Annotated in this window: 22 protein-coding genes, 2 tRNA genes and 1 pseudogene; 8 read left to right on the top strand and 17 right to left on the bottom strand. The window is 70.2% G+C overall.

The features are described 5' to 3' along the window. Positions 1 to 12 precede the first annotated feature (12 nt). The 10 genes and pseudogenes from AB0C36_RS22655 to AB0C36_RS22610 form a co-directional block, all read right to left on the bottom strand. Positions 13 to 1221 carry a glycosyltransferase family 4 protein gene (locus tag AB0C36_RS22655; RefSeq protein ID WP_358356701.1) on the bottom strand — a complete coding sequence of 403 codons (1209 nt, stop codon included), beginning with the start codon at positions 1219 to 1221 and terminating at the stop codon, positions 13 to 15. An 822-nt stretch (positions 1222 to 2043) separates the two neighbouring features. After that, positions 2044 to 3309: a rod shape-determining protein RodA gene (gene rodA / locus AB0C36_RS22650; RefSeq protein WP_358356699.1), complete on the bottom strand. Its 1266-nt coding sequence runs from the start codon at positions 3307 to 3309 to the stop codon at positions 2044 to 2046. Further along, entirely contained in the window at positions 3306 to 5552 is a 2247-nt protein-coding gene (gene mrdA, locus AB0C36_RS22645) for a penicillin-binding protein 2 (RefSeq protein ID WP_358356697.1), read from the bottom strand. The genes rodA and mrdA overlap by 4 nt, the downstream gene beginning before the upstream one ends. Before the next feature lie 84 nt (positions 5553 to 5636). Further along, positions 5637 to 6140 (bottom strand): annotated as a pseudogene (gene mreD / locus AB0C36_RS22640) (rod shape-determining protein MreD); the annotation flags it as partial. 3 nt (positions 6141 to 6143) lie between these two features. After that, positions 6144 to 7145 carry a rod shape-determining protein MreC gene (gene mreC / locus AB0C36_RS22635; RefSeq protein ID WP_358356695.1) on the bottom strand — a complete coding sequence of 334 codons (1002 nt, stop codon included), beginning with the start codon at positions 7143 to 7145 and terminating at the stop codon, positions 6144 to 6146. A gap of 121 nt (positions 7146 to 7266) precedes the next feature. Continuing rightward, a complete protein-coding gene (locus AB0C36_RS22630; RefSeq protein WP_358356738.1) occupies positions 7267 to 8286 on the bottom strand; it encodes a rod shape-determining protein in 1020 nt (339 codons plus the stop codon). Between the two features lie 330 nt (positions 8287 to 8616). Next, positions 8617 to 9027: a nucleoside-diphosphate kinase gene (gene ndk / locus AB0C36_RS22625; RefSeq protein WP_358356694.1), complete on the bottom strand. Its 411-nt coding sequence runs from the start codon at positions 9025 to 9027 to the stop codon at positions 8617 to 8619. Positions 9028 to 9106: 79 nt separating this feature from the next. Beyond that, positions 9107 to 9430, bottom strand: a complete 324-nt coding sequence (locus tag AB0C36_RS22620) for a DUF4233 domain-containing protein (protein WP_358356693.1) — start codon at positions 9428 to 9430, stop codon at positions 9107 to 9109. 3 nt (positions 9431 to 9433) lie between these two features. Continuing rightward, positions 9434 to 10810 (bottom strand): bifunctional tetrahydrofolate synthase/dihydrofolate synthase, encoded by a 1377-nt coding sequence (gene folC, locus AB0C36_RS22615; RefSeq protein ID WP_358356691.1) that lies wholly within the window; start codon positions 10808 to 10810, stop codon positions 9434 to 9436. A gap of 206 nt (positions 10811 to 11016) precedes the next feature. Continuing rightward, positions 11017 to 13641 carry a valine--tRNA ligase gene (locus AB0C36_RS22610; protein WP_358356689.1) on the bottom strand — a complete coding sequence of 875 codons (2625 nt, stop codon included), beginning with the start codon at positions 13639 to 13641 and terminating at the stop codon, positions 11017 to 11019. A gap of 232 nt (positions 13642 to 13873) precedes the next feature. Between AB0C36_RS22610 and AB0C36_RS22605 the strand changes: the two genes are divergently transcribed. The 3 genes from AB0C36_RS22605 (at position 13874) to AB0C36_RS22595 (ending at position 16721) form a co-directional block, all read left to right on the top strand. After that, a complete protein-coding gene (locus AB0C36_RS22605; protein WP_358356687.1) occupies positions 13874 to 14647 on the top strand; it encodes a hypothetical protein in 774 nt (257 codons plus the stop codon). A 169-nt stretch (positions 14648 to 14816) separates the two neighbouring features. Then, on the top strand, positions 14817 to 15434 hold the full coding sequence (locus AB0C36_RS22600; RefSeq protein WP_358356685.1) for a hypothetical protein: 618 nt from the start codon (positions 14817 to 14819) through the stop codon (positions 15432 to 15434). Between the two features lie 576 nt (positions 15435 to 16010). Next, entirely contained in the window at positions 16011 to 16721 is a 711-nt protein-coding gene (locus tag AB0C36_RS22595) for a hypothetical protein (RefSeq protein WP_358356684.1), read from the top strand. Positions 16722 to 16823: 102 nt separating this feature from the next. Here the strand turns inward: AB0C36_RS22595 and AB0C36_RS22590 are convergent, their stop codons facing one another. Next, positions 16824 to 17480: a TetR/AcrR family transcriptional regulator gene (locus tag AB0C36_RS22590; protein WP_358356683.1), complete on the bottom strand. Its 657-nt coding sequence runs from the start codon at positions 17478 to 17480 to the stop codon at positions 16824 to 16826. Between the two features lie 77 nt (positions 17481 to 17557). Here AB0C36_RS22590 and AB0C36_RS22585 point away from each other — a divergent pair, with 77 nt between their 5' ends. Further along, positions 17558 to 17884 (top strand): rhodanese-like domain-containing protein, encoded by a 327-nt coding sequence (locus AB0C36_RS22585; protein ID WP_358356681.1) that lies wholly within the window; start codon positions 17558 to 17560, stop codon positions 17882 to 17884. A 122-nt stretch (positions 17885 to 18006) separates the two neighbouring features. Here the strand turns inward: AB0C36_RS22585 and clpX are convergent, their stop codons facing one another. From clpX to AB0C36_RS22560, 5 genes are all read right to left on the bottom strand, one after another. Then, the gene (gene clpX / locus AB0C36_RS22580; RefSeq protein WP_358356680.1) at positions 18007 to 19290 is read right to left on the bottom strand and encodes an ATP-dependent Clp protease ATP-binding subunit ClpX; all 1284 of its coding nucleotides are present in this window, start codon (positions 19288 to 19290) and stop codon (positions 18007 to 18009) included. Positions 19291 to 19496: 206 nt separating this feature from the next. Further along, positions 19497 to 20171, bottom strand: a complete 675-nt coding sequence (locus tag AB0C36_RS22575) for an ATP-dependent Clp protease proteolytic subunit (RefSeq protein WP_358356678.1) — start codon at positions 20169 to 20171, stop codon at positions 19497 to 19499. 60 nt (positions 20172 to 20231) lie between these two features. Continuing rightward, the gene (locus AB0C36_RS22570; RefSeq protein ID WP_358356737.1) at positions 20232 to 20825 is read right to left on the bottom strand and encodes an ATP-dependent Clp protease proteolytic subunit; all 594 of its coding nucleotides are present in this window, start codon (positions 20823 to 20825) and stop codon (positions 20232 to 20234) included. 432 nt (positions 20826 to 21257) lie between these two features. Further along, positions 21258 to 22619 (bottom strand): trigger factor, encoded by a 1362-nt coding sequence (tig, locus tag AB0C36_RS22565; protein ID WP_358356676.1) that lies wholly within the window; start codon positions 22617 to 22619, stop codon positions 21258 to 21260. Positions 22620 to 22710: 91 nt separating this feature from the next. Beyond that, positions 22711 to 22786, bottom strand: a tRNA-Pro gene (locus AB0C36_RS22560). 146 nt (positions 22787 to 22932) lie between these two features. Here AB0C36_RS22560 and AB0C36_RS22555 point away from each other — a divergent pair. Further along, positions 22933 to 23003, top strand: a tRNA-Gly gene (locus AB0C36_RS22555). Here AB0C36_RS22555 and AB0C36_RS22550 read toward each other — a convergent pair. Next, the gene (locus AB0C36_RS22550; protein WP_358356674.1) at positions 22995 to 24245 is read right to left on the bottom strand and encodes an MFS transporter; all 1251 of its coding nucleotides are present in this window, start codon (positions 24243 to 24245) and stop codon (positions 22995 to 22997) included. The two genes, AB0C36_RS22555 and AB0C36_RS22550, sit on opposite strands and share 9 nt — an antisense overlap. A 118-nt stretch (positions 24246 to 24363) precedes the next feature. Between AB0C36_RS22550 and AB0C36_RS22545 the strand changes: the two genes are divergently transcribed. From AB0C36_RS22545 to AB0C36_RS22535, 3 genes are all read left to right on the top strand, one after another. After that, complete coding sequence (locus AB0C36_RS22545) at positions 24364 to 24546, top strand: hypothetical protein (RefSeq protein ID WP_358356673.1); 183 nt, start codon at positions 24364 to 24366, stop codon at positions 24544 to 24546. A gap of 126 nt (positions 24547 to 24672) precedes the next feature. Continuing rightward, a complete protein-coding gene (locus AB0C36_RS22540; protein ID WP_358356672.1) occupies positions 24673 to 25584 on the top strand; it encodes an NAD-dependent epimerase/dehydratase family protein in 912 nt (303 codons plus the stop codon). Between the two features lie 152 nt (positions 25585 to 25736). Beyond that, positions 25737 to 26225, top strand: a complete 489-nt coding sequence (locus AB0C36_RS22535) for a glutathione peroxidase (protein ID WP_435839100.1) — start codon at positions 25737 to 25739, stop codon at positions 26223 to 26225. Positions 26226 to 26285 lie beyond the last annotated feature (60 nt).

Below are 26285 nucleotides of genomic sequence, written 5' to 3'. Positions count from 1 at the left end.
AAAGCCGGGCTTTCACCGGGAGGTCAACGACGTGGTCGGCTTGGCTCGGGCCAGCCTCTCGAAGGCCAGCAAGTGGTCTTCCACGACGCGATCGAGGTTGAATCGCCCACGCACCAGCTCCTGCTGACGCTTCGCGATCTGACCGCGCTTCTCGGAGTCGATGAGCAACTCGACGATCATGGCGGCGAGGCCGCGGGCGTCGTCCGGACGGACGAGCAGGGTGTTGTGCCAGTTCTTGAGCGGGATGTCGAGGTAGGTGTCCTCGGTGCCCGCGAAGATGGTCGCCGTGCCGCTGGCCATCGCCTCCAGGCTCGCGGTGCCGGCGCCCTGCCCGGACAGGTCGTGCACCTCGATGTCCGCGGCCACGAGGTACGAGTGCACGTCCGCCTGCGGCACGGTGCCCACGCAGATGAACGCGTCCGCGATGCCCAGTTCCTCGGCGCGCTTGAGGAACGCGTCGTAGTACACGCGTCCGACCACGACCACCTTGGTGTCCGGGAACTTCGCGAGCACCTCGGGCATCGCCTCGACCAGCAGCAACCGGTCGCGCAGCGGGATGACGTGCCCGACCGACCCGATGAACGGCACGTCGCCGAGCCCGAGCTCGGCGCGCACGTCGCGGGCCGGAGGCCCGCTGAACTTCTCGGGGCTGACCGGCACGACGGTCTTGACCATGTCGGCGAGGTCGGCCTTGTAGCGCTCGATGCAGTAGTCGGCCTCGATGCGGTCCTGCACGGCGAGGGTCGGCTTGTACATCGACAGGGTCGGGCGCACCACGAGCCCGTCGAGCATGCGGAAGATCGCGTGGAAGAGCGGCTTGGGGCTCTTCAGCATCGTGTGGATCGACAGCAGCACCGGAATGCGGCGCTTGCGCGCGTACCACCCGGAAAGCCAGGACAGGTCGAGGAATTGCCCGTGCTGGTGGATGACGTCCGGCTTGAAGTCGTCGAGGATCCGGAAGACCCGCTTGAGGTTCCGGCGGCCCATCGTGAACGAGATGTCGAAGTCGATGGCGAGCCCGAGTTGCGGCAGGTACCGCGCGGGCAGCCGGTAGATCTCGACGCCGTCGACCACCTCATGGCTGGGCGCGTCGCCGTACGTAGCGGTCAACACGACTACCTGGTGGCCCTGTTCCACATACCCCCGGGCGAGCGAGGCCGAAAAGTGCGCACTCCCCCCGAGCCGAGGCGGATAGAAATTGTTGACGACAGCGATACGCATGTTGGCTTCGGACATCCTCGACGTGGGAACGATACGCAGGCATGTGGTGAAGAGGGCTCGCGTCGGCGCTCGGCCCTAACGCGCGATCCTACCCCGCTCGACGTCACCCCTAACGCGCGATGCTACCCCGCGCTCATGCCAGGGTCTACCTGCGACTATGTGCACGGCTTTCGGGCTGAACACTCACCTTTCGGGATACATCCGGCGCCACTGGGGCGTTGCGCGTGCCGAGGGTAACGCGCCATGCCGCGAACACCGCGATGGCCGACGCAGCCAAACCGGTGAAAACGTAGGCGTTACCGACAACGTAGCAGACGGATTATCGGCGTTCGTACCCGCTTGCTCCCCATTGGTTGACAAGGGGTCGCAACGGCTGGGAACGAGCTGAAGATCCGCAGCTGGCAGCCCCTGTCCGCGTACGGAAGTGGCAGGCACAGCAACACAACTGAGACCAAAGCGAGACTCGGCGCGCGCCACCCCCCGGGCAGGCGCGCCTGCCGCCGCGGCGACCGGCGGAGCAGCGACAACAAGCCAGACCCGGCGCCGGGCAGCGAACGGCCGTACGCGCGCGCCGGATGGCCGAGGCCGAGCGGCGCCCGCCGCGGTCTGCCCGCGAGGCATCCACGTGGGAGCGGGCCGCCCGGGCCGTGGTGAGTTCACACCCTGACAACTTCGCAACGGCGTCCGCGGTTACGCCCCCTCGTTGCGCCCCCGGTCACGCCCCCTGGCCGGCCCCGTCCGGCCCGTCGACGCCGTCGGTCACGCCGCCTCACCGCGGATCGCCCTCGCCGCGCGGTTTCCCGGCGTCGCCGAACTCCCGCCTCAGGCGCGGGTGAGCGAGCGGGCCCCGCGCATGTGCACCGATTGCAGCAGCCCGATGGCGATCCAGATCGCGAACATGGACGACCCGCCGTAGCTCACGAACGGCAGCGGCAGGCCGGCCACCGGCATGATGCCGATGTTCATGCCGATGTTCTCGAACATCTGGAAGCCCAGCCACGCCACCACGCCCGCGGCGATGATCGTGCCGAACAGGTCGTCGGCGTTCGCCGCGATGCGGATGCCGCGCCACAGCACGACACCGAAGAGGAACAGTATGACGGCGCAGCCGATGAGGCCGAGTTCCTCGCCGGCCACCGAGAAGATGAAGTCAGTCTGCTGCTCCGGGACGAACTGCCCCTGCGTCTGGTTCCCTTGGAACAGCCCGGTGCCGGTGAGGCCGCCCGATCCGACCGCCAGGCGGGCCTGCGCGACGTTGTAGCCGACGCCCGCGGGGTCGAGTTCGGGGTTGGTGAACGCCGAGAAGCGGTCGATCTGGTACTGGCTCAGTATCCCGAGTTTCCACACCGCCACCGCCCCGGCCGCGCCGAGGAAGACCAGCCCGCCGATCCACCGGGCCTGCGCACCGGACGCCAGCAGGACGCCGAGGATGATGACGCCGATCACCATCGCGGAGCCCAGGTCGGGCATCAGCATGATGATGCCGATCGGCGTCATGGCGAGCAGGACGGACCAGAACACCGCACGGTTGCCCGGGCGTTCGACGTCACCTGTGTCGACGCGTTCGGACAGCAGCATGGCCATGCCGAGGATCACGCCGATCTTGGCGAGCTCGGCGGGTTGCAGCGAGAAGCCCGCCGGCAGCAGGATCCACGCCTTCTGGCCGTTGATGGTCGCGCCGAGCGGGCTGAGCGCCGCGAAGAGGCCCAGTATGGCGAGGATGCCGATGAACGGGACCAGCACGCGCATCCGGCGGTGGCCCACGACCGCGATGATCACGAAGAGCACGAGGCCGATCGCCAGGTTGAGCACGTGCTTCTTGAGGAACGCCTGCGGGTCGCCGCCGGTCAGATGGGTGCGCGGCCGGGTGGCGGACCACACCAGCAGCGAGCCGATGACCGACAGCGCGAGCGCCGCGGCGAACAACACCCAGTCCAGACGGCGTACCGGGGCGTCGCGTTCGATCGCCCGCGCCGCGAAGGAGCGGCGCTGCTGGGCGAATGCGGGCGACAGCTTCTGCAGTGTGGGCGGGCCGCCGAGCCCGAAGGCCTTGGGCTTGCTCTGCCGCATCTTCAGCCCGAGGTTCACACGTACCTCCCCCCGCGGTACGGGAGCCGCTCGGGAGGCAGCGCACCGACCTGTTCCAGGGCGACCGCGGCGCGCGGGCCGTCGGGCGGTGCCTGGCCGGGGAGTTCCAGGGTGTACGCGGCGACCGGCGCGACCGTCCCGTCCGGGTTGATCTTCGGCAGTGTGGTCGGCGGGGCCGGCATGAGCGCCTTGGCCGGGTCGATGTTGCCCTTCTCGTCGACGCCGAAAAGCGCGTCGTAGATCTTGCGGACGCTGGGACCCGACGTCCCGGAGCCGGTGCCGCCCTGGCTGACCATCATGACAACCGCGTACTGCGGGCCGTCGGCCGGTCCGCCGAAGGTCGCGAACCACGACGTCGACTGCTTGTTCTGCACGGAGCCGGTACCGGTCTTGGCCCCTATCGGCAGCTTGTCCATCGGCCACCCGGCGAACACGCCGCGCGCGGTGCCGTTCACCGACACGCCCTTGAGCGCGGTCTGCAGGTAGCCGATCGCCTGCGGGCTTATCGGCAGCTTGTTGCTGACCTCGGGCTGGATCTCGCGGACCACCTTGCCGTCGGGGCTCACGATCGCCTTGCCGATCGTCGGCTCCCACAGCGTGCCGCCGTTGGCGATGGCCGCGTAGACGCGTGCCATCTGCAGCGGGGTCACCAGCGTCTCGCCCTGCCCGATCGCGAAGTTGACCGCGTCACCGGCGCGGAACTGCCAGCCGTCCAGGCAGTTCTCGTGGTAGACGAGCTTCTCCTGTCCGGTGATCTTGGGGTCGTTGGACAGGCGGCACCAGTTGTCCTTGTTCTGCTCCCACTCCGCGCGCCGCACGCTCTGGTCGACGATGCGCCCGGGGACCTCGCCGGGGATGTCGATGCCGGTCGGCGCGCCGAGTCCGTACGCGCGTGCCATGTCGACCATCGGGTGGTTCTTGCCCTTGAGGCCGCCCGCCTTGAGCCACATGTCGTACGACAGGCCGTAGAAGACGGTGTTGCACGACACTTCGAGCGCACGGGCCAGCGAGATGTCGCCGTAGCTCGCCGACTCCAGGTTGTTGAACGTGATGCCGCCGACCGTGATCCCGGACGGGCACGGGTAGTTGCTCTTGACCGAGTAGCCGTTCTCGGCGGCGGCCGACGTGGAGATCACCTTGAAGATCGAGCCGGGCGCGAACTGGCCCTGTATGGCCCGCGGCATCAGCGGTACGCCGGCCTTGGGGCTGGTCAGCGCGTCGTAGTCCTTCTTCGAGATGCCGCCCACCCATACGTTCGGGTCGTACGACGGCGCACTCGCCATGGCGACGATGCGCCCGGTCTTGACGTCCATCACGACCACCGCGCCGCTGTCGCCCGCGAAGTTGCGCTTGGTGTTGCCGGCGTCGAAGGTGGCGCGGGCGCGCAACAGGGCTTCCTGCAACTGCTGTTCGGCGACCGCCTGGACGCGCGCGTCGATGCTGGTGACCAGGTGGTTGCCGGGCACCGACGGGGTCTCGGAGACCGTGCCGGTGACGCGCCCGACGTTGTCGACGGCGAGCCCGGTCACGCCCGCCTTGCCGCGCAGGTCGATGTCGTACGTGCGCTCCAGCCCGCTGCGACCCACCTGGTCGGAGCGCTGCAGGTCGTTCTTGCCGGCCTCCTTCTGCTTGGCCAGTTCGTCGTCGGTGACCGGCGACAGGTAGCCGAGCGTGTGGGCGGCGTTGACGCCCTCGGGGCCGGGATAGGCGCGGACCGCGGTCGGCTCGGCGGTGATGCCGGGGAAGTCCTCGCGGTGTTCCATTATCGCGAGGGCCTGCTCGGTCGTGGCCCCCTGCATGATCGGGATCGGCTGGTACGGCGAGCCGTTCCAGCACGGCTGCGGCACGTTGCGCTCGCACAGCCGCACCTTCATCTTGACCTCGTCGGCGGGGATGCCCAGGATCCCGGCGAGGCGCTCGAGGACCGCGTTGCCCTTGTCGGGCTGCTTCAGCAGCTCGGTGCGGCTCGCGGACACCACCAGCGTGGTGCGGTTGGCGACCAGCGGGCGGCCCTTGTCGTCGAGGATCGAGCCGCGGACCGCCGGGGTGACGACCTGGCGCACGTTGTTGCTGATGGCCGCCTTGGTGAACTCGTCGCCCTGGCGGATCTGCAGGTACCAGAGGCGGCCGAACAGCGTGATCACCAGGGACAGCACCAGCACCTGGAGGATGATCAGCCGGGCCCGGACGCCATGGGCACCGTCACCGCGCGAACGCCCCGCGTTCGACAGGCTGGGCATCATCGGCGTATCACTCCCACGTTCTGGCTTCGGCTGGCGGTGCGGATCGGGCCGAGGAGCGGCCCGGGCGGTGCGTCAGATGGGCAGCACTGGCTGCGGGTCCGTGCGGCGTGCGCCGGCCATGACCAGCGGCACCACGAACGGGGCGAGCAACGCGTCGTAGATGACGGCGGTGAACATCAGGTGTCCGAGGCCGACGTCGCGGGCCGCGCTGTCGCCGACGAGTGCGCCGACTCCGGCGTACAGCGCGGTGGTCAAGGCGGCCAGGAAGACGACGATGAGGATGGGCGTTATCACCGACTGGCGGTTGCGCGTGGCGAACAGGCCCGCGATATAGCCGGCGATGCACAGCACGATCGCGTAGCGCCCGGCGGCGTGGTCGGCCGGCGGTGCCAGGTCCGCGCACAGGCCGGCGGCGAAGCCGACGACGCAGCCCGCGGTCGGGCCGTACGTCATCGCCATCCCGACCACGATCAGGAGCAGCAGGTCGGGCACCGCCCCCGGCAGGCCGAATCGGGCCAGCACACTGACCTGGAGCACCAGGCCGACGAAGATGAGGACGGCGGCGTACAGCACACGTGCGGCTCCCACCGGTCAGTCCCTCCCTGCCGCGTTCGGTGTCACGGGCTTCTTGGTGGGCCGCCCGTTGGCCGACGGCTTGCCGGTCGCGGGCGGCGTGGTGGACGGCTGCGGCGCGGCGGCGGGTGCGACCGGCGGCGCGGCCGGCGGCGGCGCGGGCGGGGCGGGCAGCACCGCGTCGCGCGGGTCGGTGCGCGGCGGCTCGATCACGACGCCGACGGTGTCCAGGCTGGTGAACTTCACGAACGGCCTGACCTCGAGCGTCTTGGTCAACGTGCCGGGCGTGGAGCGTACTTCGGTCACCTCGCCGACCGGGACCCCGGGCACGAAGGGACGCCCGCCCTGCGACCCGAAGGTCACCAGGCGGTCGCCGGTCTTGACCGGGGCCTGCCCGTTGAGCAGTTGCAGCCGCATGGGGCGGTCGCCCTGCCCGGTGGTGATCCCTATTTCCTGCGACCCGGCCATGCGCGAACCGACCGAGAAGCCGGGGTCGGTGGCCAGCAGGACCGTCGCGGTCATCGGGCCGACGGACGTGACGCGGCCGACGAGGCCGTCGCCGTTGATCACCGTCATGTCGGCCTTGATGCCGTCGCCGGTGCCGGCGTCGATGGTGACCGTCCAGGAAAAGCCCTGCGCCGGACCCACCGCGACGACGCGCGCGGGCTTGACGCGGTACTGGCCCGCGGACGCGACCTTGAGCAGCTTGTCGACCTCGGCGACGCGCGCCCGGTCCAGTGCGATGTTCTCCAACTGCTGGCGGAGCTTGGCGTTCTCCTCCTCCAGCTTCTTCTTCTCGTCCTCGTGGCTGCCCGCGTCGCGCACCGCGTCGATGGCGTCGGCGATGGGGTCCACCGCGTTGGCGGTGCCGCGCTCGGCCGGGCCGAAGACCGCCGAGGCCCAGTCCCGCACGTGCGAGACCGGCGAATTCCGGCCGCCGCGGATGTCCACGGTGATCAAGGCGAAGGAGATCGCGAGCAGCAGCACGAGGACCATGCGGCTGCGGCGGGAGTCCCTCACGATGCGCCCCGCCCCTTTCCTGGCATTCCTGGTGTTCCTGGCATGACCCGGTGACTACGTGGCCGGCGTGCCGGCCGGTCGGATCCGAACCGAGCGGACGGGCCGGTCCGGAGCGTGGCGGCTAGCGACGCGGTTGTGCGTCGAGAACCTGTTGCAGGGCTTCGTACTCCTCGACGCACTTGCCCGCGCCGAGCGCGACGGAGTCCAGCGGGTTGTCGGCGATGTGGATCGGCATGCCGGTCTCCGCGCGCAGGCGCTCGTCGAGGCCGCGCAGCAGCGCGCCGCCGCCGGTCAGCACGATGCCGCGGTCCATGACGTCGCCGGACAGCTCGGGCGGGCACTTGTCGAGGGTGGTCTTGACCGCGTCGATGATCGTGTTGACCGGCTCCTCGACGGCCTTGCGGACCTCCGCGGTGGAGATGACGATCGTCTTCGGCAGGCCGCTGACCAGGTCGCGGCCGCGGATCTCGCTGTGCGCGTCGTCGCCGAGGTCGTACGCCGACCCGATCGACATCTTGATCTCCTCGGCGCTGCGTTCGCCGAGCAGCAGCGAGTACTCCTTCTTCACGAAGTTGATGATCGCCATGTCGAGTTCGTCGCCGGCGACGCGGATCGACTGCGCGGTCACGATGCCGCCCAGCGAGATGACCGCGACCTCGGTGGTGCCGCCGCCGATGTCCACGACCATGTTGCCGGTGGCCTCGTGGACCGGGAGCCCGGCGCCGATCGCGGCCGCCATCGGCTCCTCGATGATGTGCACGCTGCGCGCGCCCGCCTGGCTGGAGGCCTCGACCACGGCGCGGCGCTCTACCCCGGTGATGCCGCTCGGCACGCACACCACGACGCGCGGACGCGCGAGGTAGCGGCGGCGGTGCACCTTCAGGATGAAGTAGCGGAGCATGCGCTCGGTGATCTCGAAGTCGGCGATGACGCCGTCCTTGAGCGGCCGGATGGCGACGATGTTGCCGGGGGTCCGGCCGATCATCTTCTTCGCCTCGGCGCCGACCGCGAGGATGCCGCCCGTACTGGTGTTCTTGGCGACGACGGAAGGCTCGTTGAGCACGATCCCGCGCCCACGGACGTACACCAGCGTGTTGGCCGTGCCGAGGTCGACTGCCATGTCACGACCGATGAACGACAAATTGTTCGCCATGAAGCAACCAGGGCCTTCCGGAGCTTTTTTCAGCCATGTGTTACAGCCGGGGGACGTGAACCGGCCTACTGCGCACGGCTGGGACCGGTCTCAATCGTAGGCGTGCCACGCCGAGCGGAACACCTGCCAACCACGATGACGTGATCATCAGACAGATCGACACGTGCCACGCACGCCAATGGGGTCTTTTTTAGTTTTTCGTGCCTAACCCTCACTCAAACGGACCACGGCGAAACGGAATCCGGGCAGCACGAAGCGACAGAAGACCCCCGTCGTACGGTGACGCGCGTCAACCCGCGCGGCCGTGGTTCCAACCGGTCAGGCGAGGCCGGGGAAAAAGTTCTTGATCTCCCGTGCCGCGGACTCCGGGGAGTCGGATCCGTGCACGATGTTCTGCTGTGTGACCGTCGCGAGGTCACCCCGGATCGTGCCGGGCGCGGCCTTGATCGGGTCGGTGGCACCGGCGAGCGTACGGAACGACTCGATGGCGCGCTCGCCCTCGACCACCATCGCGACCGACGGGGCCGACGTCATGAACTCGACCAGGCTCGGGTAGAACGGCTTGCCCACGTGCTCCTCGTAGTGCCGCTCGACGGTCTCGCGGTCCATCACCCGCAGGTCCAGTGCGGCGAGGGTGAAGCCCTTGCGCTCGATGCGGCCGATGACCTCGCCGACGAGGCCACGCCGGACACCGTCCGGTTTGACGAGGACCAGTGTGCGCTCGGACAAAGGGGGACTCCTCAAGGGGGAATTGCTGACGCTCGATCAACTCAACGCCCCGAGCCTATCGGGGGTCACGGCGGCGTTGTCAGGAGTGCGCGGCCTTCGCGGCGTCGATGGTGCGGCCCACCCGAACGCACGCGTACCAGATCGCCGCGAAGATCACGCCGACCACGAACATCATCGGGACCACGAAGCCCGCGGCGATGAGGGCGACTTGCAGCGCCCAGCCGGCGGGCACCGCCCACGGCGCGGACAACTTGCCGCACAGCAGAATGCAGAGGACGGCCGACGGACCGGCCACCGCCCACAGCGTCCCGGTGGAGATGTCGGTGAGCGACATCGCCACGAGCGCGGCCAGGCAGATCACGATCGCCTCGCCGATCAGATGGGTGGAACACAGGGCACGCACGGGTCATCCCCTCCCTTGCCGACCGCCGGTGAGCAGGACCCGCGCCTCGCCCACCGTCACCACCGAACCTGTGACCAGCACCGCGGCGCCGCCCAGGTCCCCTTCCTCCTCCGCGAGGCGCACCGCGGCGTCGATCGCGTCGTCGAGGCGCGGAACCACCTCGACCCGGTCGTCGCCGAAGATCTCCACGGCCAGCGCGGCGAGTTCGTCGACGGGCATCGCGCGGCGCATGGAGTTTTGCGTCACCACGATCTCCGCGAAGATCGGCTCGAACGCCTCCAGGATGCCGCGCACGTCCTTGTCCGACATCGCGGACACCACGCCGACCAGGTGGGTGAAGTCGAAGGACTCGGCCACCGCTTCGGCGGCGGTACGCGCGCCCGCCGGGTTGTGCGCGGCGTCCAGCACGACCGTCGGGCCGCGCCGCACGATCTCCAGGCGCCCGGGCGAGGTCACCCCCGCGAAGGCCTCGCGCACCAGCTCGACGTCGAGCTTGCCGGTGTGGTCGAGGCCGACGCGCTGACCGGTGCCGACGCCGAAGAACGCCTCGACGGCGGCGAGCGCGACGGCGGCGTTGTGCGCCTGGTGGGCGCCGTGCAGCGGGAGGAAGATGCCGTCGTACTCCCCCGCCAGCCCGCGCAGGGTCACCATCTGGCCGCCGACCGCGAGGTCCCGGCGTACGACACCGAACTCCATGCCCTCGCGCGCGACGGTGGCGCCGACCTCGACGCTGCGGCGCAGCAGGGTCTCGGCCGCCTGCAGCGGCTGCTGGGCGAGGACCGCGAGCGCGCCCTGCTTGATGATGCCGGACTTCTCGACGGCGATCTCGGCGGGCGTGTTGCCCAGCTTCTCGCTGTGGTCGACGGCGATCGGCGTCACGACGGCCACCGTGCCGTCGGCGACGTTGGTCGCGTCCCACGAGCCGCCGAGGCCGACCTCGACCACCGCCACGTCCACCGGCGCGTCGGCGAACGCGGCGAACGCCATGCCGGTCAGCACCTCGAAGAACGACAGGGGCAGCGGCTGGGTGGAGTCCACCAGGCCGACGTACGGCACGATGTCGCGGTACGTCTCGACGAACCGCTCCGGGCTGATCGGCTCGCCGTCCAGGCTGATGCGCTCGGTCATCGACTCGACGTGCGGGCTGGTGTAGCGGCCGGTGCGCAGCGAGAACGCGCGCAGCAGTGCCTCGACCATGCGGGCCGTCGACGTCTTGCCGTTCGTGCCGGTGATGTGGATGACGGGGTACGAGCGCTGCGGCTCGCCGAGCACGTCCATCAGCGCGGCGATGCGCGCGGTGGACGGCTCCATCTTGGTCTCCGGCCAGCGGGCGACCAGCTCGGCCTCCACGGAGCGCAGGTCGGCGGCGGGGTCAGTCACTGGTGGTCACCGGGTTCGTCGTGATCGGGTGGTTCGTCGTGGTCGGGCGGTGCGCTGCCATCGGGTGGTGTGCCGCCCTCCGGCGGCTTGCCGCTCGGACGGCTCGCGCGCCTTGTCCTCGTGTGACGCGTGCGCCCTGTGCGCCTTGTGCGGACGGCCCGTTCGCCCCCGCCGGAGGGCCGTCCGCACAGAGCACGGTGTTTCCGTCAGACCTTGGGCAGCCGGTCGAGCTGCCCGGCGATGCGCGCGATGTCGGCCTCGGCGGTCTCCAGTTGGCCGCGCACCTTGGCGACGACCTCGGCCGACGCCTTGCTCAGGAAGCCCTCGTTGGCGAGCTTCTTCGTGCACTGCTCCTTGACCTTCTCGGCCGCCCCGCGGTCCTTCTCCAGACGGCGTCGCTCGGCGGCCACGTCGATCGCGCCGGACAGGTCCAGCTCGACCAGCGCGCCCGCGATCGGGAACGACGTGGTGGCGGCGAAGCCTTCGCCGTCCGGTTCGAGTCGGGCGAGCGTACGGATCGGCGCCTCGTGCGCGGCGAGCGCGGTGCCGCCGAGGGTGAGCCGCGCCGGGACCTTCTGGCCCGGCTTGAGGCCCTGGTCCCCGCGGAAGCGGCGGACCTCGGTGACGACCTGCTGAAGCGTCGTCACCTCGGCCTCGGCGGCCGGGTCGCGGCGGTCGGCCGGCTGCGGCCACTCGGCGACCACCAGCGACTCCCCGCCGGTCAGCGCCGTCCACAGCGCCTCGGTGACGAACGGGATGATCGGGTGCAGCAGGCGGAGCGTCACGTCGAGGACGTGGCCGAGGACACGCCGGGTCGCCGCGGCCGGGGCGCCGCCCGCCTGGAGGGTGATCTTGGACAGCTCGACGTACCAGTCGAAGACCTCGTCCCACGCGAAGTGGAAGAGGGCGTCGGTCAGCTTCGCGAACTGGTAGTCCTCGTACAGCGCGTCGACCTCGGCGACGGTCGCGTCCAGCCGCGAGAGGATCCACCGGTCGACGGTGGACAGCTCCTCGGCGGGCGGCAGCGGGCCCTCGACCGTGGCGCCGTTCATGAGCGCGAACCGGGTCGCGTTCCAGACCTTGTTGCAGAAGTTGCGCGACCCCTGGACCCAGTCCTCGCCGATCGGGACGTCGGTGCCCGGGTTGGCGCCGCGGGCGAGGGTGAAGCGCAGCGCGTCGGTGCCGTACGCGTCCATCCACTCGAGCGGGTCGACCGCGTTGCCGAACGACTTCGACATCTTCTTGCCGAACTGGTCGCGGACCATGCCGTGCAGCGCGATGGTGTGGAACGGCGGCGTGCCGTCCATCGCGTACAGCCCGAACATCATCATCCGGGCGACCCAGAAGAACAGGATGTCGTAACCGGTGACCAGGACCGACGTGGGGAAGAACTTCTCCATGTCGGCGGTCTGCTCGGGCCACCCGAGCGTGGAGAACGGCCACAGGCCCGACGAGAACCACGTGTCGAGGACGTCGTGCTCCTGGTGCCAGCCCTCGCCGGACGGCGCCTCGTCGTCCGGGCCGACGCAGACGACCTCGCCGTTCGGGCCGTACCAGACCGGGATGCGGTGGCCCCACCACAGCTGGCGCGAGATGCACCAGTCGTGCAGGTTGTCGACCCAGCCGAAGTAGCGGGCCTCCATCTCCTTGGGGTGGATCGCGACGCGGCCGTCGCGCACCGCGTCGCCGGCCGCCTGCGCGAGCGGGCCGACCTTGACCCACCACTGCATCGACTGGCGCGGCTCGACGGTGGTCTTGCAGCGCGAGCAGTGCCCGACGGAGTGCGTGTACGGGCGCTTCTCGGCGACGATGCGGCCGTCGGCACGCAGCGCGGCGACGATCGCCGAGCGGGCCTCGAAGCGGTCGAGCCCCTGGAACGGGCCGTGCGCGGTGATGACGGCCCGCTCGTCGAGGACGGTGATCGACGGCAGGTCGTGGCGTCGGCCGATCTCGAAGTCGTTCGGGTCGTGGGCGGGCGTCACCTTGACCGCGCCGGTGCCGAACTCGGGGTCGACGTGCTCGTCCGCGACGATCGGGATGCGGCGGCCGGTGAGCGGCAGTTCGATCTCGGTGCCGACCAGGTGGCGGTAGCGCTCGTCGTTCGGGTGGACCGCGACGGCGGTGTCGCCGAGCATCGTCTCGGCGCGCGTGGTCGCCACGACGATGGCGTCGGCACCGCTGCCGTAGCGGATCGAGACGAGCTCGCCCTCGTCGTCCTGGTACTCGACCTCGATGTCGGAGATCGCGGTCAGGCAGCGCGGACACCAGTTGATGATGCGCTCGGCCCGGTAGATCAGGCCGTCGTCGAACAGGTTCTTGAAGATCGTCTGGACGGCGCGCGACAGGCCCTCGTCCATCGTGAAGCGCTCGCGGCGCCAGTCGACGCCGTCACCGAGGCGGCGCATCTGGCCGAGGATCTTGCCGCCCGACTCGTCCTTCCACTGCCACACGCGCTCGACGAACGCCTCACGGCCGAGGTCGTGGCGGGACAGGCCCTCCTTGGCGAGCTCGCGCTCGACGACGTTCTGCGTCGCGATACCGGCGTGGTCCATGCCGGGCTGCCACAGCGTCTCGTAGCCCTGCATGCGCTTGCGGCGCGTCAGGCTGTCGATCAGCGTGTGCTCGAAGGCGTGGCCGAGGTGCAGCGATCCGGTGACGTTGGGCGGCGGGATGACGATCGTGTAGGCCGGCTTCGTGCTCTTCGCATCGGCTTCGAAGTAGCCCGCGGCTACCCAGCGCTCGTACAGCTTGGCCTCTACCTCGGCAGGGGCGTACTGGGACGAGAGGGTCTGCGCTTCGGCAGCGGCTGCGGAGGAAGAAGTCTCGGTCACAGCACCCAAGTCTACGGAAGGCGGACCCCCTCTTCGGCACCGCACGGACACAGCGGGCACGGCGTCGGCGTCACCGGTTTGTCACCGTGCTGTCACCGGCCTGCCTCGGTAAGGAAAACACCTGGTCGGAGCGCTAATGTTCGGAGCCGAGCCGGACAGGCGGCCGACCCTGGGGGGCCATGGGGAGGACGCCGGGCGGATCCGGCACCGGACTCGTCCTTGGGGGGACCCTGTGCGCACTCGCATTTCCACTCGTACGTCTGCTCGTACGTCCGTTCGTGTCTCCACGCTTGTGCTCGCCGCCGCGATGCTGGGCACGCTCGCGCTGACCGCATGTGAGATGCCCGGCGATGACAAGGACAAGGCCGAGGGCACGCCCACGATCTCGGCCGAGCCGTCCGGATCGGCGCCTTCGGCGGACGCCTCGGATCCCGGCAGTTCCCCGGCCGCGTCTCCGGGCGCGACGGACGCGACCGCCAAGAAGCCCGGCGGGACGAAGACGCCGACCGGGGCCGCGTCCCCCGACTCGGGCGGCAAGTCCGGGCCGCGCGTCCTGGTGTCGGCCGCGCGTACCGGCGGCTACGAGCGCCTGGTCGGCGACGGCGCGCCCTCGGACGTGCCGGTCGACCCGGGAGAGATGACCGACGAGAACAACCTCGTCGTGGTCGCGTACGGCAAGACGCCGACCAGCCCGCGCGAAGTGCTCTTCGTGGGCGTCGACGGGCTCGCCACGACCGACGGCAAGCGCGTGGAGCACATGGTCCGCGGCATGATCGACTACGTGAACGGGGACGGCGGCAGCGTTCCGGAGGGCGTCACGATGAAGACGTACGCCCCGGGCCCGCTGGGCGGCACGGTCGAGTGCATGCCGGCGCAGGACGCCTACCCGGCGGCCATCTGCGCGTGGTCGGACAACAACACCGTCGCGGTCGCGTACTTCGACAAGCTGTCCGCGGACGCGGCGGCGAAGAAGCTCGTGGAGATGCGCACCGATCTGGAGAAGTAGCCCGTTCGGGCGGACCCGTGAGCCGGCGGACCGGTCGACGTGGCCGACCACGGCATCGGGCGCCTACGCGCCCCCGCACGTTCGGGGGACGCGCAGGCGCCCGCCGCTCTCCGCGCGGTAGCGTGCAGGCGACCACCTGTCCGCATTTGCGTGTCTGCCAGAGGTGTTCGTGACGCACGAGGGCGCGGTCCCGCCGACGGGCCGCGGCGCCGCCGGGATTTCCCGGCGCTCCGCCCTGCTCGCGCTCGCCGGACTGGCCGCGGCCGTCGCCGCGGTCATCGGAGCGGTCGCCCTCATCGGCGGGCTCACCGAAGGCGGCGAGCCGCCTCCGCCGCGGCTACCCGCCGACGCCGCGGGCCTGGCGCGCATGGACGACGCGGTCGATCTCGCCGCAGTGCGAAGGGCGTTGGACGGCAGGGGCGAGGCCGGCGCGTACGGCCGCGCCGGCGCGGCGCGCGCGGACGTCATCGTGGTCGTCGCGGCGGACCGGCGCTCCGGTGCCGCACAGGACAAGCTGGACCGGTTCTACGAGGAACTCCGGGCATCCGACGCCCGCGTGGCCCCCGCTGCTGTACGGCGCCAGGACGCGGGACCGCTCGGCGGCCTCCTGCAGTGCCATCCGGTCGAGTATCCGAGGCAGAACCTGACACTCGAAATGTGCGTGTGGGCCGATGACAGCACCGTGGGCTCGGTCCTCGCCCTCGCGGGGGCCGACAACGTCGATTCGCAGGACGAACTCGCCAGGACCACACGGGACATGCGGGCGGCGGTGACGAACGCGCGCTAGCGGGCACGTATCTGGCAGACGTAGGTGACAGAAGCAGCTGGCGAACGCAGCTGTCAGGCGTGGCGGCAGATATTTGGCACCGACGCCTCGGACAAACGTATCGGGCAAGCGGTCGCCGGAACCGGTGCGGTGCCCGCCGTCGCGAGAGGAGGTGCGGCGCGCCGCGGCACCGCGCGCGCCGCGAGGCCCATGAGCACAGACCACGGGGGTTGGCCCGAACGCCGTGAGGACGGCTCGCCGTCGCCCGAGTTCCACCCCGGGACCGGAGCGGACGGCCCATCCGGGGCCCCCGCGCAGCCGCCTGCCGTGCCGCCGCCGGCGGATCCGGGGCCACCGCCGCTGCCCCGGACTTGGGTCATGCCCGCGGAGCCGTCCGCGCAGCGACCCGCGGGGACCGCCGGGCCTGTCGGACCTGTCAGTCCTGTCAGTCCTGTCAGTCCTGTCAGTCCTGTCAGGCAGGGAGTTCCTGTCGAGCCCGGGCCCGGGTTCCCGTCCCCTGCCGCACCATCCGCGTACGGTCCGTCGTACGGCGCCGCGTTCGGCCCCGCGTTCGGTCCCGCGCTTCCGCCCGGGGGTGTGTCCCAGATTCCCGGGCAGCAGCCGTACGGCCCGCCCGGATACCAGTTCCCAGTACCCCCGCGCCGCACGTCCGCGGCCCGGACCGCGCTCGTCGCCGGCATCGGCGGAGCCCTGGTGGTGGTCGCCGCCGCGGTGGTGATCCTGTTCGTCGTGCTCGGCGACGACGACAAGTCGGGGCGCGAGCAATCCGCGCCCTCCCGCTCCGCCGCGGCGACGGCTCCCGCCCCGGCCCCGGCGGGCAGCGGGGCGCCGCCCGGCACCTCCCGGCCGGCCGCGGTGGCGGAGCCGTTCGCGCTGCCGTCGTCGGTCGGCGGGGTGCCGGGCGTACCGGACGACGAAGCGCCGCCCTCCGTCCAGGACATCACCGGTGCGTTCGCCCGTGACTTCGACGAGGTGCGCACGATGGTCTACCAGGAGAGCCGGAGTTCGGACGGGACGCTCTTCTCGACCGGTGTGCGCCGCGACGTCGAGCCCACCGACTTCGTACGGGACTTCGTGCCCGCGTCGGAGGCCGCCGTCGAGAGCGATCTGCCCGCAGGCCTGTGGCGGCAGCCCGGCCTCATGCGCTGCTGGACCGGGCCGCGCTCCGTCGTGTGCCTGTGGGGCGACGACACACGCATGCTCTTCGGCAGCAGCACCGACACGATTGCGGGCCTCGTGGCGCGGATGGAAGGCATCTACCTCACCGGGTCGCGCGGCGAGGGGTGAACGGACACGACCGGCAGCACACGGCTGACGGCACGTTCTTTTCGGCAGGCGAGGCACGCCGCCACGGCTGGGCGGGCGCGGCCAACCGCTGACCGCCGACCGCTATGCGCGGGTGATCCGGCGCGCCTGCCAGGCCACCGCGTCCGCGATGGCGGCCGGCTCGCGGCCCTCGGCCTGTTGCGCGGTCAACTGGTCCGCGCCGAGCGGCGCGAGCAGCGCCTCGGCGAGCAGTTCGGCGGTCTGCGGCGGGTGTCCTCCTGCGGTCATCAGCAACGTGAGGTGGTGCCGCCAGAACCGGTAGGCGCCGATGCGGTAGCGGGCGCCCGGTGACGCGGTCTCGGAGGCGCGTACCAGCTCAAGGTTTTCGAACGCGTAGTCCAGGTACGCCCGGACGAACGCCTCCGCCCGGTCGGCGGGTTCCGGCTCGTCGCCTCCCTCCCCCGGCCCGAGCGGGGCCGGGCCCCGCAGGATCGCCTCCTGGAGCACCGACTCGCGCTCGTCGAGCAGCGCCGCGGCCAGCCCGGCGCGATCGCCGAAGCGCCGGAACAGCGTGCCCTTCCCCACGCCGGAGGCCGCCGCGACGGCGTCCATGCTCACGTTCTCGACGCCGTGTGCGGCGAACAACTCCCCCGCGGCGTCCAGGATGCGGCGGCGATTGCGGGCCGCGTCCGCCCGCTCGCGGCGCGGCGGGCCGGAGGTGACGGACGCGACGGACAGCGTGGTCGGCGCGGCGGCGTCGGCGGCGTCGCGCCCACGCATTGACGAAGCGGACTGCGGTCCGTTAAGTTCATCGGGCACAACCGGACCATAGTCCACTTCACTGGAGGCGTCCAGCCATGACCGCATTGATCACCCGTGACGAACTGCGCTCGGCGATCGCCGACGACGCGGTGACCGTCGTCGACGCACTCGGCGGCGAGTACCACGCCAAGCAGCACCTCCCCGGCGCGATACCGCTGCACCCCACCGAAGTCGCCGAGCGGGCGGCCGAGCGGCTACCCGACCGCACCCGGCCCGTCGTCACCTACTGCAGCAACCCCGCCTGCCCGAACAGCGGCCAGGTCGCCGACGCGCTGGTCCGGCTCGGGTACGCGGACGTCCGCAAGTACCGCGAGGGCATCGAGGACTGGGTCGCGGCCGGCTTGCCGACCGAAAGCGCATAGCGCACAGCTCAAGGAGCACAGCGCACGGAGCACAGGGCACAGCGCAAGAAGCACAGGGCGGCAGACACACAGAAGCCCCGCATCCCGGTCGCCGGGATGCGGGGCCTTGTCGCGAAGTGGGCTCAGGCGCTCTTGTCGCGCCGCTCGCGCTTGACGATCTCGCGCGGCACCAGCGTCGGGTTGACGTGCTTGAGGACGACGTCGTGGGTGATGACGACGCGGGCGATGTCCTTGCGGGACGGCACCTCGTACATCACCGACATCAGGACCTCTTCCATGATGGCGCGCAGGCCGCGGGCGCCGGTGCCCCGCAGGATCGCCTGGTCGGCGATGGCCTCCAGCGCCTCCATCTCGAAGTCCAGCTCCACACCGTCGAGTTCGAACAACCGCCGGTACTGCTTCACCAGCGCGTTCTTCGGCTCCGTGAGGATCGAGATGAGCGCCTCGCGGTCCAGGTTGTGCACCGAGGTCAGCACCGGGAGGCGGCCGATGAACTCGGGGATCATGCCGTACTTGAGCAGGTCCTCCGGCATGACCTCGCCGAACGCGTCGGCGATGTCGATGTCGCGCTTCGAGCGGATCTGGGCGCCGAAGCCGATGCCCTTCTTGCCGACCCGGCCCTCGATGATGCGCTCCAGACCGGCGAACGCGCCGCCCACGATGAACAGGACGTTCGTCGTGTCGATCTGGATGAACTCCTGGTGCGGGTGCTTGCGGCCGCCCTGCGGCGGGACGCTCGCGGTGGTGCCCTCCAGGATCTTGAGCAGTGCCTGCTGCACGCCCTCGCCGGAGACGTCGCGCGTGATCGACGGGTTCTCGCTCTTGCGGGCGATCTTGTCGACCTCGTCGATGTAGATGATCCCGGTCTCGGCCTTCTTGACGTCGTAGTCGGCGGCCTGGATCAGCTTGAGCAGGATGTTCTCGACGTCCTCGCCGACATAGCCGGCCTCGGTGAGCGCCGTCGCGTCGGCGATGGCGAAGGGGACGTTCAACATCCGGGCCAGCGTCTGGGCCAGCAGCGTCTTGCCGCAGCCGGTGGGGCCGAGCAGCAGGATGTTGGACTTCGCCAGCTCCACGCCGTCGTCGCGGCCGCCGCCCTTGGCGCTCTCGCCGGCCTGGACGCGCTTGTAGTGGTTGTAGACCGCCACGGAGAGCGCCTTCTTGGCGACCTCCTGGCCCACCACGTACCCGTCCAGGAATTCGCAGATCTCCCGTGGCTTGGGGAGTTCCTCGAACTTCAGCTCGGAGGACTCGGAGAGTTCCTCCTCGATGATCTCGTTGCACAGGTCGATGCACTCGTCGCAGATGTACACACCCGGACCGGCAATGAGCTTCTTCACCTGCTTCTGGCTCTTACCGCAGAACGAGCACTTGAGCAGATCGCCACCGTCACCGATGCGTGCCACGAGGTGCATCTCCTTCGCCTGGGCCCCGGTAGGAACCGGACCTGGTGCCTGGTCTTTCGACGGTACCCCGCCGCAAACGCCCATCCCCTGGTTTTGGCCCGTCCGCGGTCATTTTGAGGGGCCGGTGCCCCCTCGAACCGCGAACGCCCCCCTCGGGAGAGGGTCCATCGGCCGGTCGCGACACTCCCGACCGGCCGATGCCGCCGTCATCCGGTCGACCGGGGGGACTTCCGCGGGGAGGTGATCTCGTCGATGAGGCCGTACGCCAGCGCCTCTTCGGCGGTGAGGATCTTGTCCCGCTCGATGTCCTCGCGGACCTGTTCGATCGGACGATTGCTGTGCTTGGAAAGCATGTCCTCCAGCAGCGTGCGCATGCGCATGATCTCGTTGGCCTGGATCTCCAGGTCGGAAACCTGCGCACGCCCAGTTTCACTGTACGGCTGGTGGATGAGAATGCGGGAGTTCGGCAGCGCCATTCGCTTGCCGGCCGTGCCGGCCGCGAGCAGCACCGCGGCGGCCGAGGCCGCCTGGCCCATGCACACCGTCTGGATGTCGGGGCGCACGAACTGCATCGTGTCGTAGATGGCGGTCAGCGCGGTGAACGAGCCGCCGGGCGAGTTGATGTAGATCGAGATGTCGCGGTCCGGGTCCATCGACTCCAGCGTGAGCAGCTGGGCCATCACGTCGTTGGCGGACGTGTCGTCGATCTGGACGCCGAGGAAGATGATGCGCTCTTCGAAGAGCTTGGCGTAGGGGTCGTACCGCTTGATGCCCTGGGAGGTGCGCTCCTCGAACTGCGGGACGATGTAGCGGCCGTCGGGACGCCCGGTGAAAAGCGACTGGGCGTCCGGCCTCGGGGTGGGGAAGGACAGGTCGGTCATGGGTTCAGATCCTCCGGACGGCAATGCTGGTTGACTCGGCTGCGGGTTGTCGCCGGCGGATCAGCTGGCGCTGCCGTTGGTCGGGACCTCGCGGGCGCTGGTGACCACGTGGTCGACCAGACCGTAATCCTTGGCCTCGCCGGCGGTGAACCAGCGGTCGCGGTCCGAGTCGCGCTCGATCTCCTCGTAGGTGCGCCCGGAGTGCTCGGCGATCAGCTCGGCCATGCGCTTCTTCAGGCGCAGCAGCTGCGCGGCCTGGATGCGGATGTCCGACGCGGCACCGCCGAGGCCCGCGGAGGGCTGGTGCATGAGGATCTCGGTGTTGGCCAGCGCGATGCGCTTGCCCGGCGCACCGGCCGTCAGCAGGAACTGGCCCATCGAGGCCGCCAGTCCCATCGCGACGGTCGACACGTCGTTGCTGATGAACTGCATGGTGTCGTAGATCGCCATACCCGCCGTGACGGAGCCGCCCGGCGAGTTGATGTACAGCGAGATGTCCTTGTCCGGGTCTTCGGCGTTGAGCAGCAGCAGCTGCGCCGAGATCGCGTTCGCGATCTGGTCGTCGACCGGCGCGCCGAGGAAGATGATCCGCTCGCGCAGCAGCCGGTTGTAGACCTGGTCGTCGAGCCCCATACCGCCCTGAGGTGCGCGCATGGCGGGCACCGCGAGTCCCGGAGTCACGATCTGCGGATTCGTCACGTATCCACCTGCTCGTTTCCGACGGCAACCCGAGCCGTCCTGAAGTCGACCTTTGCGGGGGCACCGGTCCTGCCCGGTTCCGGCACGGACGCCTGGCGGTGTCCCCTCGTACAGCGACCCTAACGCGCTGATCCGCTGTGGCCATCCCCGACGCCGGGCTGTTCGCCCACAGCGCATCGGTCCGATTTCCGGGCGGGGCGCGGGCCGATGGGCTACACCGTGCAGCGGGGCGGGCGGTACCCGGGGCGTGTCCGGGGACGCACCCAATGCGTCGGGGCCCGGCCGCTGGGAAGCGGCCGGGCCCCGGCGTTCAAGCGATCGGACGGTGCGTCAGATCGCCGCGATCGTCCGCGGCCGCTCCGACCCCCGCCCGAAGTCCTCGGACGCTCAGTGGTCGTGGTGCTCGTGACCCTCGTCGCCCGCGTGCAGGTCCTTGGCCAGGTCGACCTCGTTGCCCGACGCGTCGGTGGCCTTGGCCGCCGCCGCGATGACGTCCAGCGCCTTGCCGCGGGCGACCTCGCCGACCAGCACCGGGACGTACCCGGCCTGCATGACCTGCTGGGCGAACTGGTCCGGGCTCATGCCGGACTGCTGGGCGCGGGCGATGAGGTGCTGGGTCAGCTCGTCCTGGTTGACCGAGATCTGCTCCTTCTTGACGATCTCGTCGAGGAGGAACTGCACCCGCATGCCCTTGGCGACGCTGTCCTGCAACTCGGCGTCGTACGCCTCGGCGGTCTGGCCCTGGATCTCCAGCCACTTGTCCAGCGTGACGCCCATCATCGAGAGCTGCTGGTCCATCTGCTGCTTGCGCTGGTCGATCTCCTCGGCGACGACCTTCTCCGGCAGCGGCACCTCGACGAGCTCGAGCAGCTTCTCGAGGACCTTGTCGCGGCCGTCGTTGATCTGGTCGTGCGCCTTGGTGTGCTCCAGGCGGCCCTTGATGTCGGCCTTGAGCTCGTCCAGCGTGTCGAACTCGCTCGCGAGCTGCGCGAAGTCGTCGTCCAGCTCGGGAAGTTCCTTGGTCTTGACGGCGGTGACCTTGACCGTGACGTCCGCGGTCTGGCCCTCGCCGCTGCCGCCCTTGAGTTCGGTCGAGAACGCCTTCTCCTCGCCGGCGGACAGGCCGGTCACGGCCTCGTCCAGGCCGTCGATCATGGTGTCGCTGCCGACCACGTACGACATGCCGGACGCGACGCCGTCCTCCAGGACCTCGCCGTCGACCTTCGCCTCGAGGTCGATGACGACCGTGTCGTCCTTCTCGGCGGCGCGCTCGACGGCCTTCAGCGAGCCGAAGCGGTCGCGGAGCTGGTCGATCTGCTCGTCGATGTCCTCGTCGGTGACCGCGAGGTCGTCGACGGACACCTCGATGCCCTCGTACTCCGGCACCTCGATGGTCGGACGCGTGTCCACCTCGGCGATGAACTTCAGGTCCGCGCCGTTGGACAGCTCGCCGACCTCGGTGACCTCGGTCACCTCGGGCTGGCCGAGCACGCGGAGCTCGTTCTCCTCGACGGCCTTGCCGTACGACGACGACAGAATGTCGTCGAACGCCTCGACGAAGACCGCCTCGCGGCCGAAGCGCTGGTCGATGATGCGCGAAGGGATCTTGCCCTTGCGGAAGCCCGGCACCGTGATCGACTGGCTGATCTTCTTGTACGCCGCATCGAGGCTGGGCTTGAGCTCCTCGGAGGGAACCTCGACGGTGAGCCGAACCCGAGTGGGGTTCAGAGTCTCCACGGCGCTCTTCACGGTTGGGTCTCCTTGTTGCGGGCGGCGGTACTTCCGGCCAGATGGAAATGGTCTGTAGCGGTGCGCTTGGGGGCTCCGCCACCAGGACGCATGGTCGGGGCGGGGAGACTCGAACTCCCGATCTCCTGCTCCCAAAGCAGGCGCGCTAGCCACTACGCTACGCCCCGTGGCGCTCGGAAGAGTCTAGAGGACGCCACGGTACAGTCTGCACTGCCCGGTGAACGCCTCGTCGCGTGCCTGCCCGCACGCGCCCCCGCCGATCCGGTACTCTAATGCCCGGACGCCCGGCCCAAAGCCGAGCGTCGCGGCACATGCGGATGTAGCTCAATGGTAGAGCCTCAGTCTTCCAAACTGATTACGCGAGTTCGATTCTCGTCATCCGCTCTGTGACATATCGGCCCTGACCTGCGGAGACGCGGTGTCGGGGCCGATTGCGTCCCCGGGGGTCGGGCGGCGGAGCCAGGGGCTTCCGGCCAGCGCGATGAGGGCGCCGGCGGCCGCGGCGACGACCGGGACGGAGTAACCGGCGGCTGAGCCGTGGGCGTCCACCACCACGCCGCCGATGGACGAGCCGGCCGCGACGCCGACGGCGAGGCCGGTGATGGTCCAGGACATGCCCTCGGTGAGCTGGCGGGCCGGGACGAAGTCGCCGACGAGGGACATCGTGGTGACCATGGTCGGCGCTACGGACAGGCCCGCGAGGAAGAGGGCGGCGCCGACGAACCACAGGTTGGTGACGAAGAGCAGCGGGACCATGCTGGCGGACATCACGAGGACGCCGGTGAGGAAGCGCGCCGCGCCGGTGCCGCGGGGCTTCATGATGCCGAAGGCGATGCCCGCGACGCAGGAGCCGAGGGCGTAGACCGAGAGGGCGACGCTGGCGAGGGCCTTGTGCCCCTCGTCCTCGGCGAAGGCGACGGTGACGACGTCGATGGAGCCGAAGATGGCGCCGGTGGCTATGTAGGTGAGGACCAGCACGCGCACTCCGGCCGAGCGGATCGCGGAGCCGTGCTTCGTGCCGTCGGGGGCGCGTACCGGCGGCTCGGTCCTGGTCTGCGCGCAGAAGAGCACCGCGCCGACGGCCAGGAAGGTGCCGGAGACCAGCACGCCGGCCTCGGGGAAGACCGCGGTGGACAGTCCGACCGCGAGGATCGGGCCGAGGATGAAGCACATCTCGTCGACGACGGACTCGAACGAGTAGGCGGTGTGCAGGCGTTCCGGGTCGCCGCGGTAGATGTGCGACCACCGCGCGCGGACCATCGAGCCGAAGGTGGGCATGCAGCCGACCGGGATCGCGGCGACGAACAGGGTCCAGTCGGGGGCTTCGAGCCGGGCGCAGATCAGCAGTGCGGCACCGCCGGAGAGCGTCACGGCGGTGGCGGGGAGGGCGACGCGGCGCTGCCCGAAGCGGTCGACGAGGCGCGAGATCTGGGGGCCGCAGACCGCACCGGAGATCATCATCACCGCGGTGACGGCGCCGGCGAGGCCGTAGGAGTCGCGCATCTGGGAGAGCATGGTGACGATCCCGATGCCGGTCATCGACAGCGGCATGCGTGAGACGAACCCGGCCGCGGAGAACGCGAGGCTTCCGGGCGCTTCGAATATTCGCCTGTAGGGGGACAGCACAGGGGCTCCACGTAGGTACGCGAGTGGTCAGGACCGCTCCCTTTGCGTGGGATGCCACGGAAAGGGAGCAGTCCCTCAGCTTACTCGTGTAAGGAGCAACGTTTTAGCTCTTTAGTCTTTGGGTTCGACGGGCTCCGCCGGACGTGCCACCGCCGTCGCCGAGACCACCGGCGCCCCCGCGCTCTCGGCGCCCGACCACGCGACCGCGCCCAATTGGAGCGGGTACGTGTGCCCCGGCGTCAGCCAGGCCGGCGTCCAGTTGTCGCTGTCCGGCGTGAACCGCACGAACCGCGGGCGGTAGAGGTTCGCCTGCCGGCCCGAGGGCGCTCCGCACCGCGGGTGCGTCGAGCGTCACGCCGGGGTCCTCCTGGTTTCGGTGGCCGATCTCGGATATGACGAAGCGTCACATCCCGAAGGAGGCCACTCGATGTTGTCCGGCGAAAAGATCCTGATCACCGGCCCGGCGGGGCAGATCGCGTTCCCGCTCACCGAGTACCTGGCCAAGGACAACGAGGTGTGGGGCATCGCCCGCTTCTCCAACCCGGACGACCGCGCGAAGGTGGACGCCCTCGGCGTCACGACGCGCGCGGTGGACCTCGGCGCGGCGGACTACAGCGAGCTTCCGCAGGACTTCACCTACGTGCTGCACCTGGCGACGTTCCAGGCCCCTGGTCTGGACTACGACGAGGCGCTCCGGGTGAACGCCGAGGGCACCGGCCTGCTGTTGCAGCACTGCCGCAAGGCCAAGGCCGCGCTGGTGATGTCGACGGCCTCGGTGCTGCGCCCCCACGAGGACCCGATGCACGTGTACGCGGAGACCGCCCCACTGGGCGACGCCAACGTCGTGCACTCCCCGACGTACTCCGTCTCGAAGACCGGTGAGGAGGCGGTGGCCCGCTTCTGCGCCCGTGCCTTCGACCTGCCGGTGACCATCGCCCGCATGAACGCGTCGTACGGCCCCAACGGCGGCCTGCCGACCCACCACCTGGCCGCGGTCCTGGAAGGCCGTCCGGTGGTCACCCGCTGGGACCCCTGCATGTACAGCCCGATCCACCAGGACGACATCAACGGCCAGACCGAGGCGCTGCTCGCCGCGGCGTCCACGCCCGCGACCGTCGTCAACTGGGGTGGCGACGAGCCGGTCAGCGTGCAGGAGTGGTCGGCGTACTTCGGCGAGTTGACCGGGAAGCCGGCCGAGGTCCAGGTCGTCGAGCAGCCGGGCACGCTGCGCGGACAGATCCAGGACACCGCCAAGCGCACCTCGATCACCGGGCCGTGCACGGTTCCGTGGCGCGAGGGGTTCCGGCGTACGGTCGAGGCGTGGGGCGCGGCCGGCTGACCCCGGCGGGGCCCGGTCGGCACGGTCGGCTCCGGGGGCTCCCGGTGACACCGTTGATCTCGGGGTGACAATGGAGCGCCCCCCGTTCGTCCGCCTCCGGACCGGGTTCTCGCGGACCTGACGCCCGGGGAAACAAGGAAGGGAGAGCGGCTGTGAGCCTGCTCGACACGTCCATCGCCCGCCTCGACGGCACCTCCGGCACCCTCGGCGACCTGACCGGCGGCAAGACCGCGCTGGTGGTCAACGTCGCGTCCAAGTGCGGCCTGACGCCGCAGTACACGGGCCTGGAAGAGCTCCAGAAGGAGTACGCCGGGCGGGGCTTCACCGTCGTGGGCGTGCCCTGCAACCAGTTCATGGGGCAGGAGCCCGGCTCCGCGGAGGAGATCCAGGAGTTCTGCTCGACCACCTACGGCGTCTCGTTCCCGCTGACCGAGAAGATCGAGGTCAACGGCGACGGCCGCCACCCGCTGTACGCCGCGCTGACCGAGACCGCCGACGCCGAGGGCGCGGCCGGCGACGTGCAGTGGAACTTCGAGAAGTTCCTGGTCGCCGCGGACGGCTCGGTCGTCGGCCGGTTCCGCCCGACCACCGACCCCCACGACCCGGCGCTGGTCGCCGCGATCGAGAGCCGCCTCGACTGATCCGGTGATCCCGGTGGTACCCCCGCACGCAACCGAGGCCGGTTGCCGGACGACCTCGCA

The organism is Streptodolium elevatio (assembly GCF_040649515.1).
Taxonomy (GTDB): Bacteria; Actinomycetota; Actinomycetes; order Streptomycetales; family Streptomycetaceae; genus Yinghuangia; species Yinghuangia elevatio.
The sequence above is the reverse complement of the archived record's forward strand: the minus strand, read 5'-3'. Positions and strand labels throughout refer to the sequence as shown.

Excerpts from the sequence above, each read along its gene's own strand:
- AB0C36_RS22655 (WP_358356701.1), bottom strand. The coding sequence starts at position 1,221 with ATGCGTATCGCTGTCGTCAACAATTTCTATCCGCCTCGGCTCGGGGGG.
- mrdA (WP_358356697.1), bottom strand. The coding sequence starts at position 5,552 with ATGATGCCCAGCCTGTCGAACGCGGGGCGTTCGCGCGGTGACGGTGCC.
- AB0C36_RS22590 (WP_358356683.1), bottom strand. The coding sequence starts at position 17,480 with ATGCGTGGGCGCGACGCCGCCGACGCCGCCGCGCCGACCACGCTGTCC.
- AB0C36_RS22585 (WP_358356681.1), top strand. The coding sequence starts at position 17,558 with ATGACCGCATTGATCACCCGTGACGAACTGCGCTCGGCGATCGCCGAC.
- AB0C36_RS22575 (WP_358356678.1), bottom strand. The coding sequence starts at position 20,171 with ATGACCGACCTGTCCTTCCCCACCCCGAGGCCGGACGCCCAGTCGCTT.
- AB0C36_RS22570 (WP_358356737.1), bottom strand. The coding sequence starts at position 20,825 with ATGCGCGCACCTCAGGGCGGTATGGGGCTCGACGACCAGGTCTACAAC.
- AB0C36_RS22540 (WP_358356672.1), top strand. The coding sequence starts at position 24,673 with ATGTTGTCCGGCGAAAAGATCCTGATCACCGGCCCGGCGGGGCAGATC.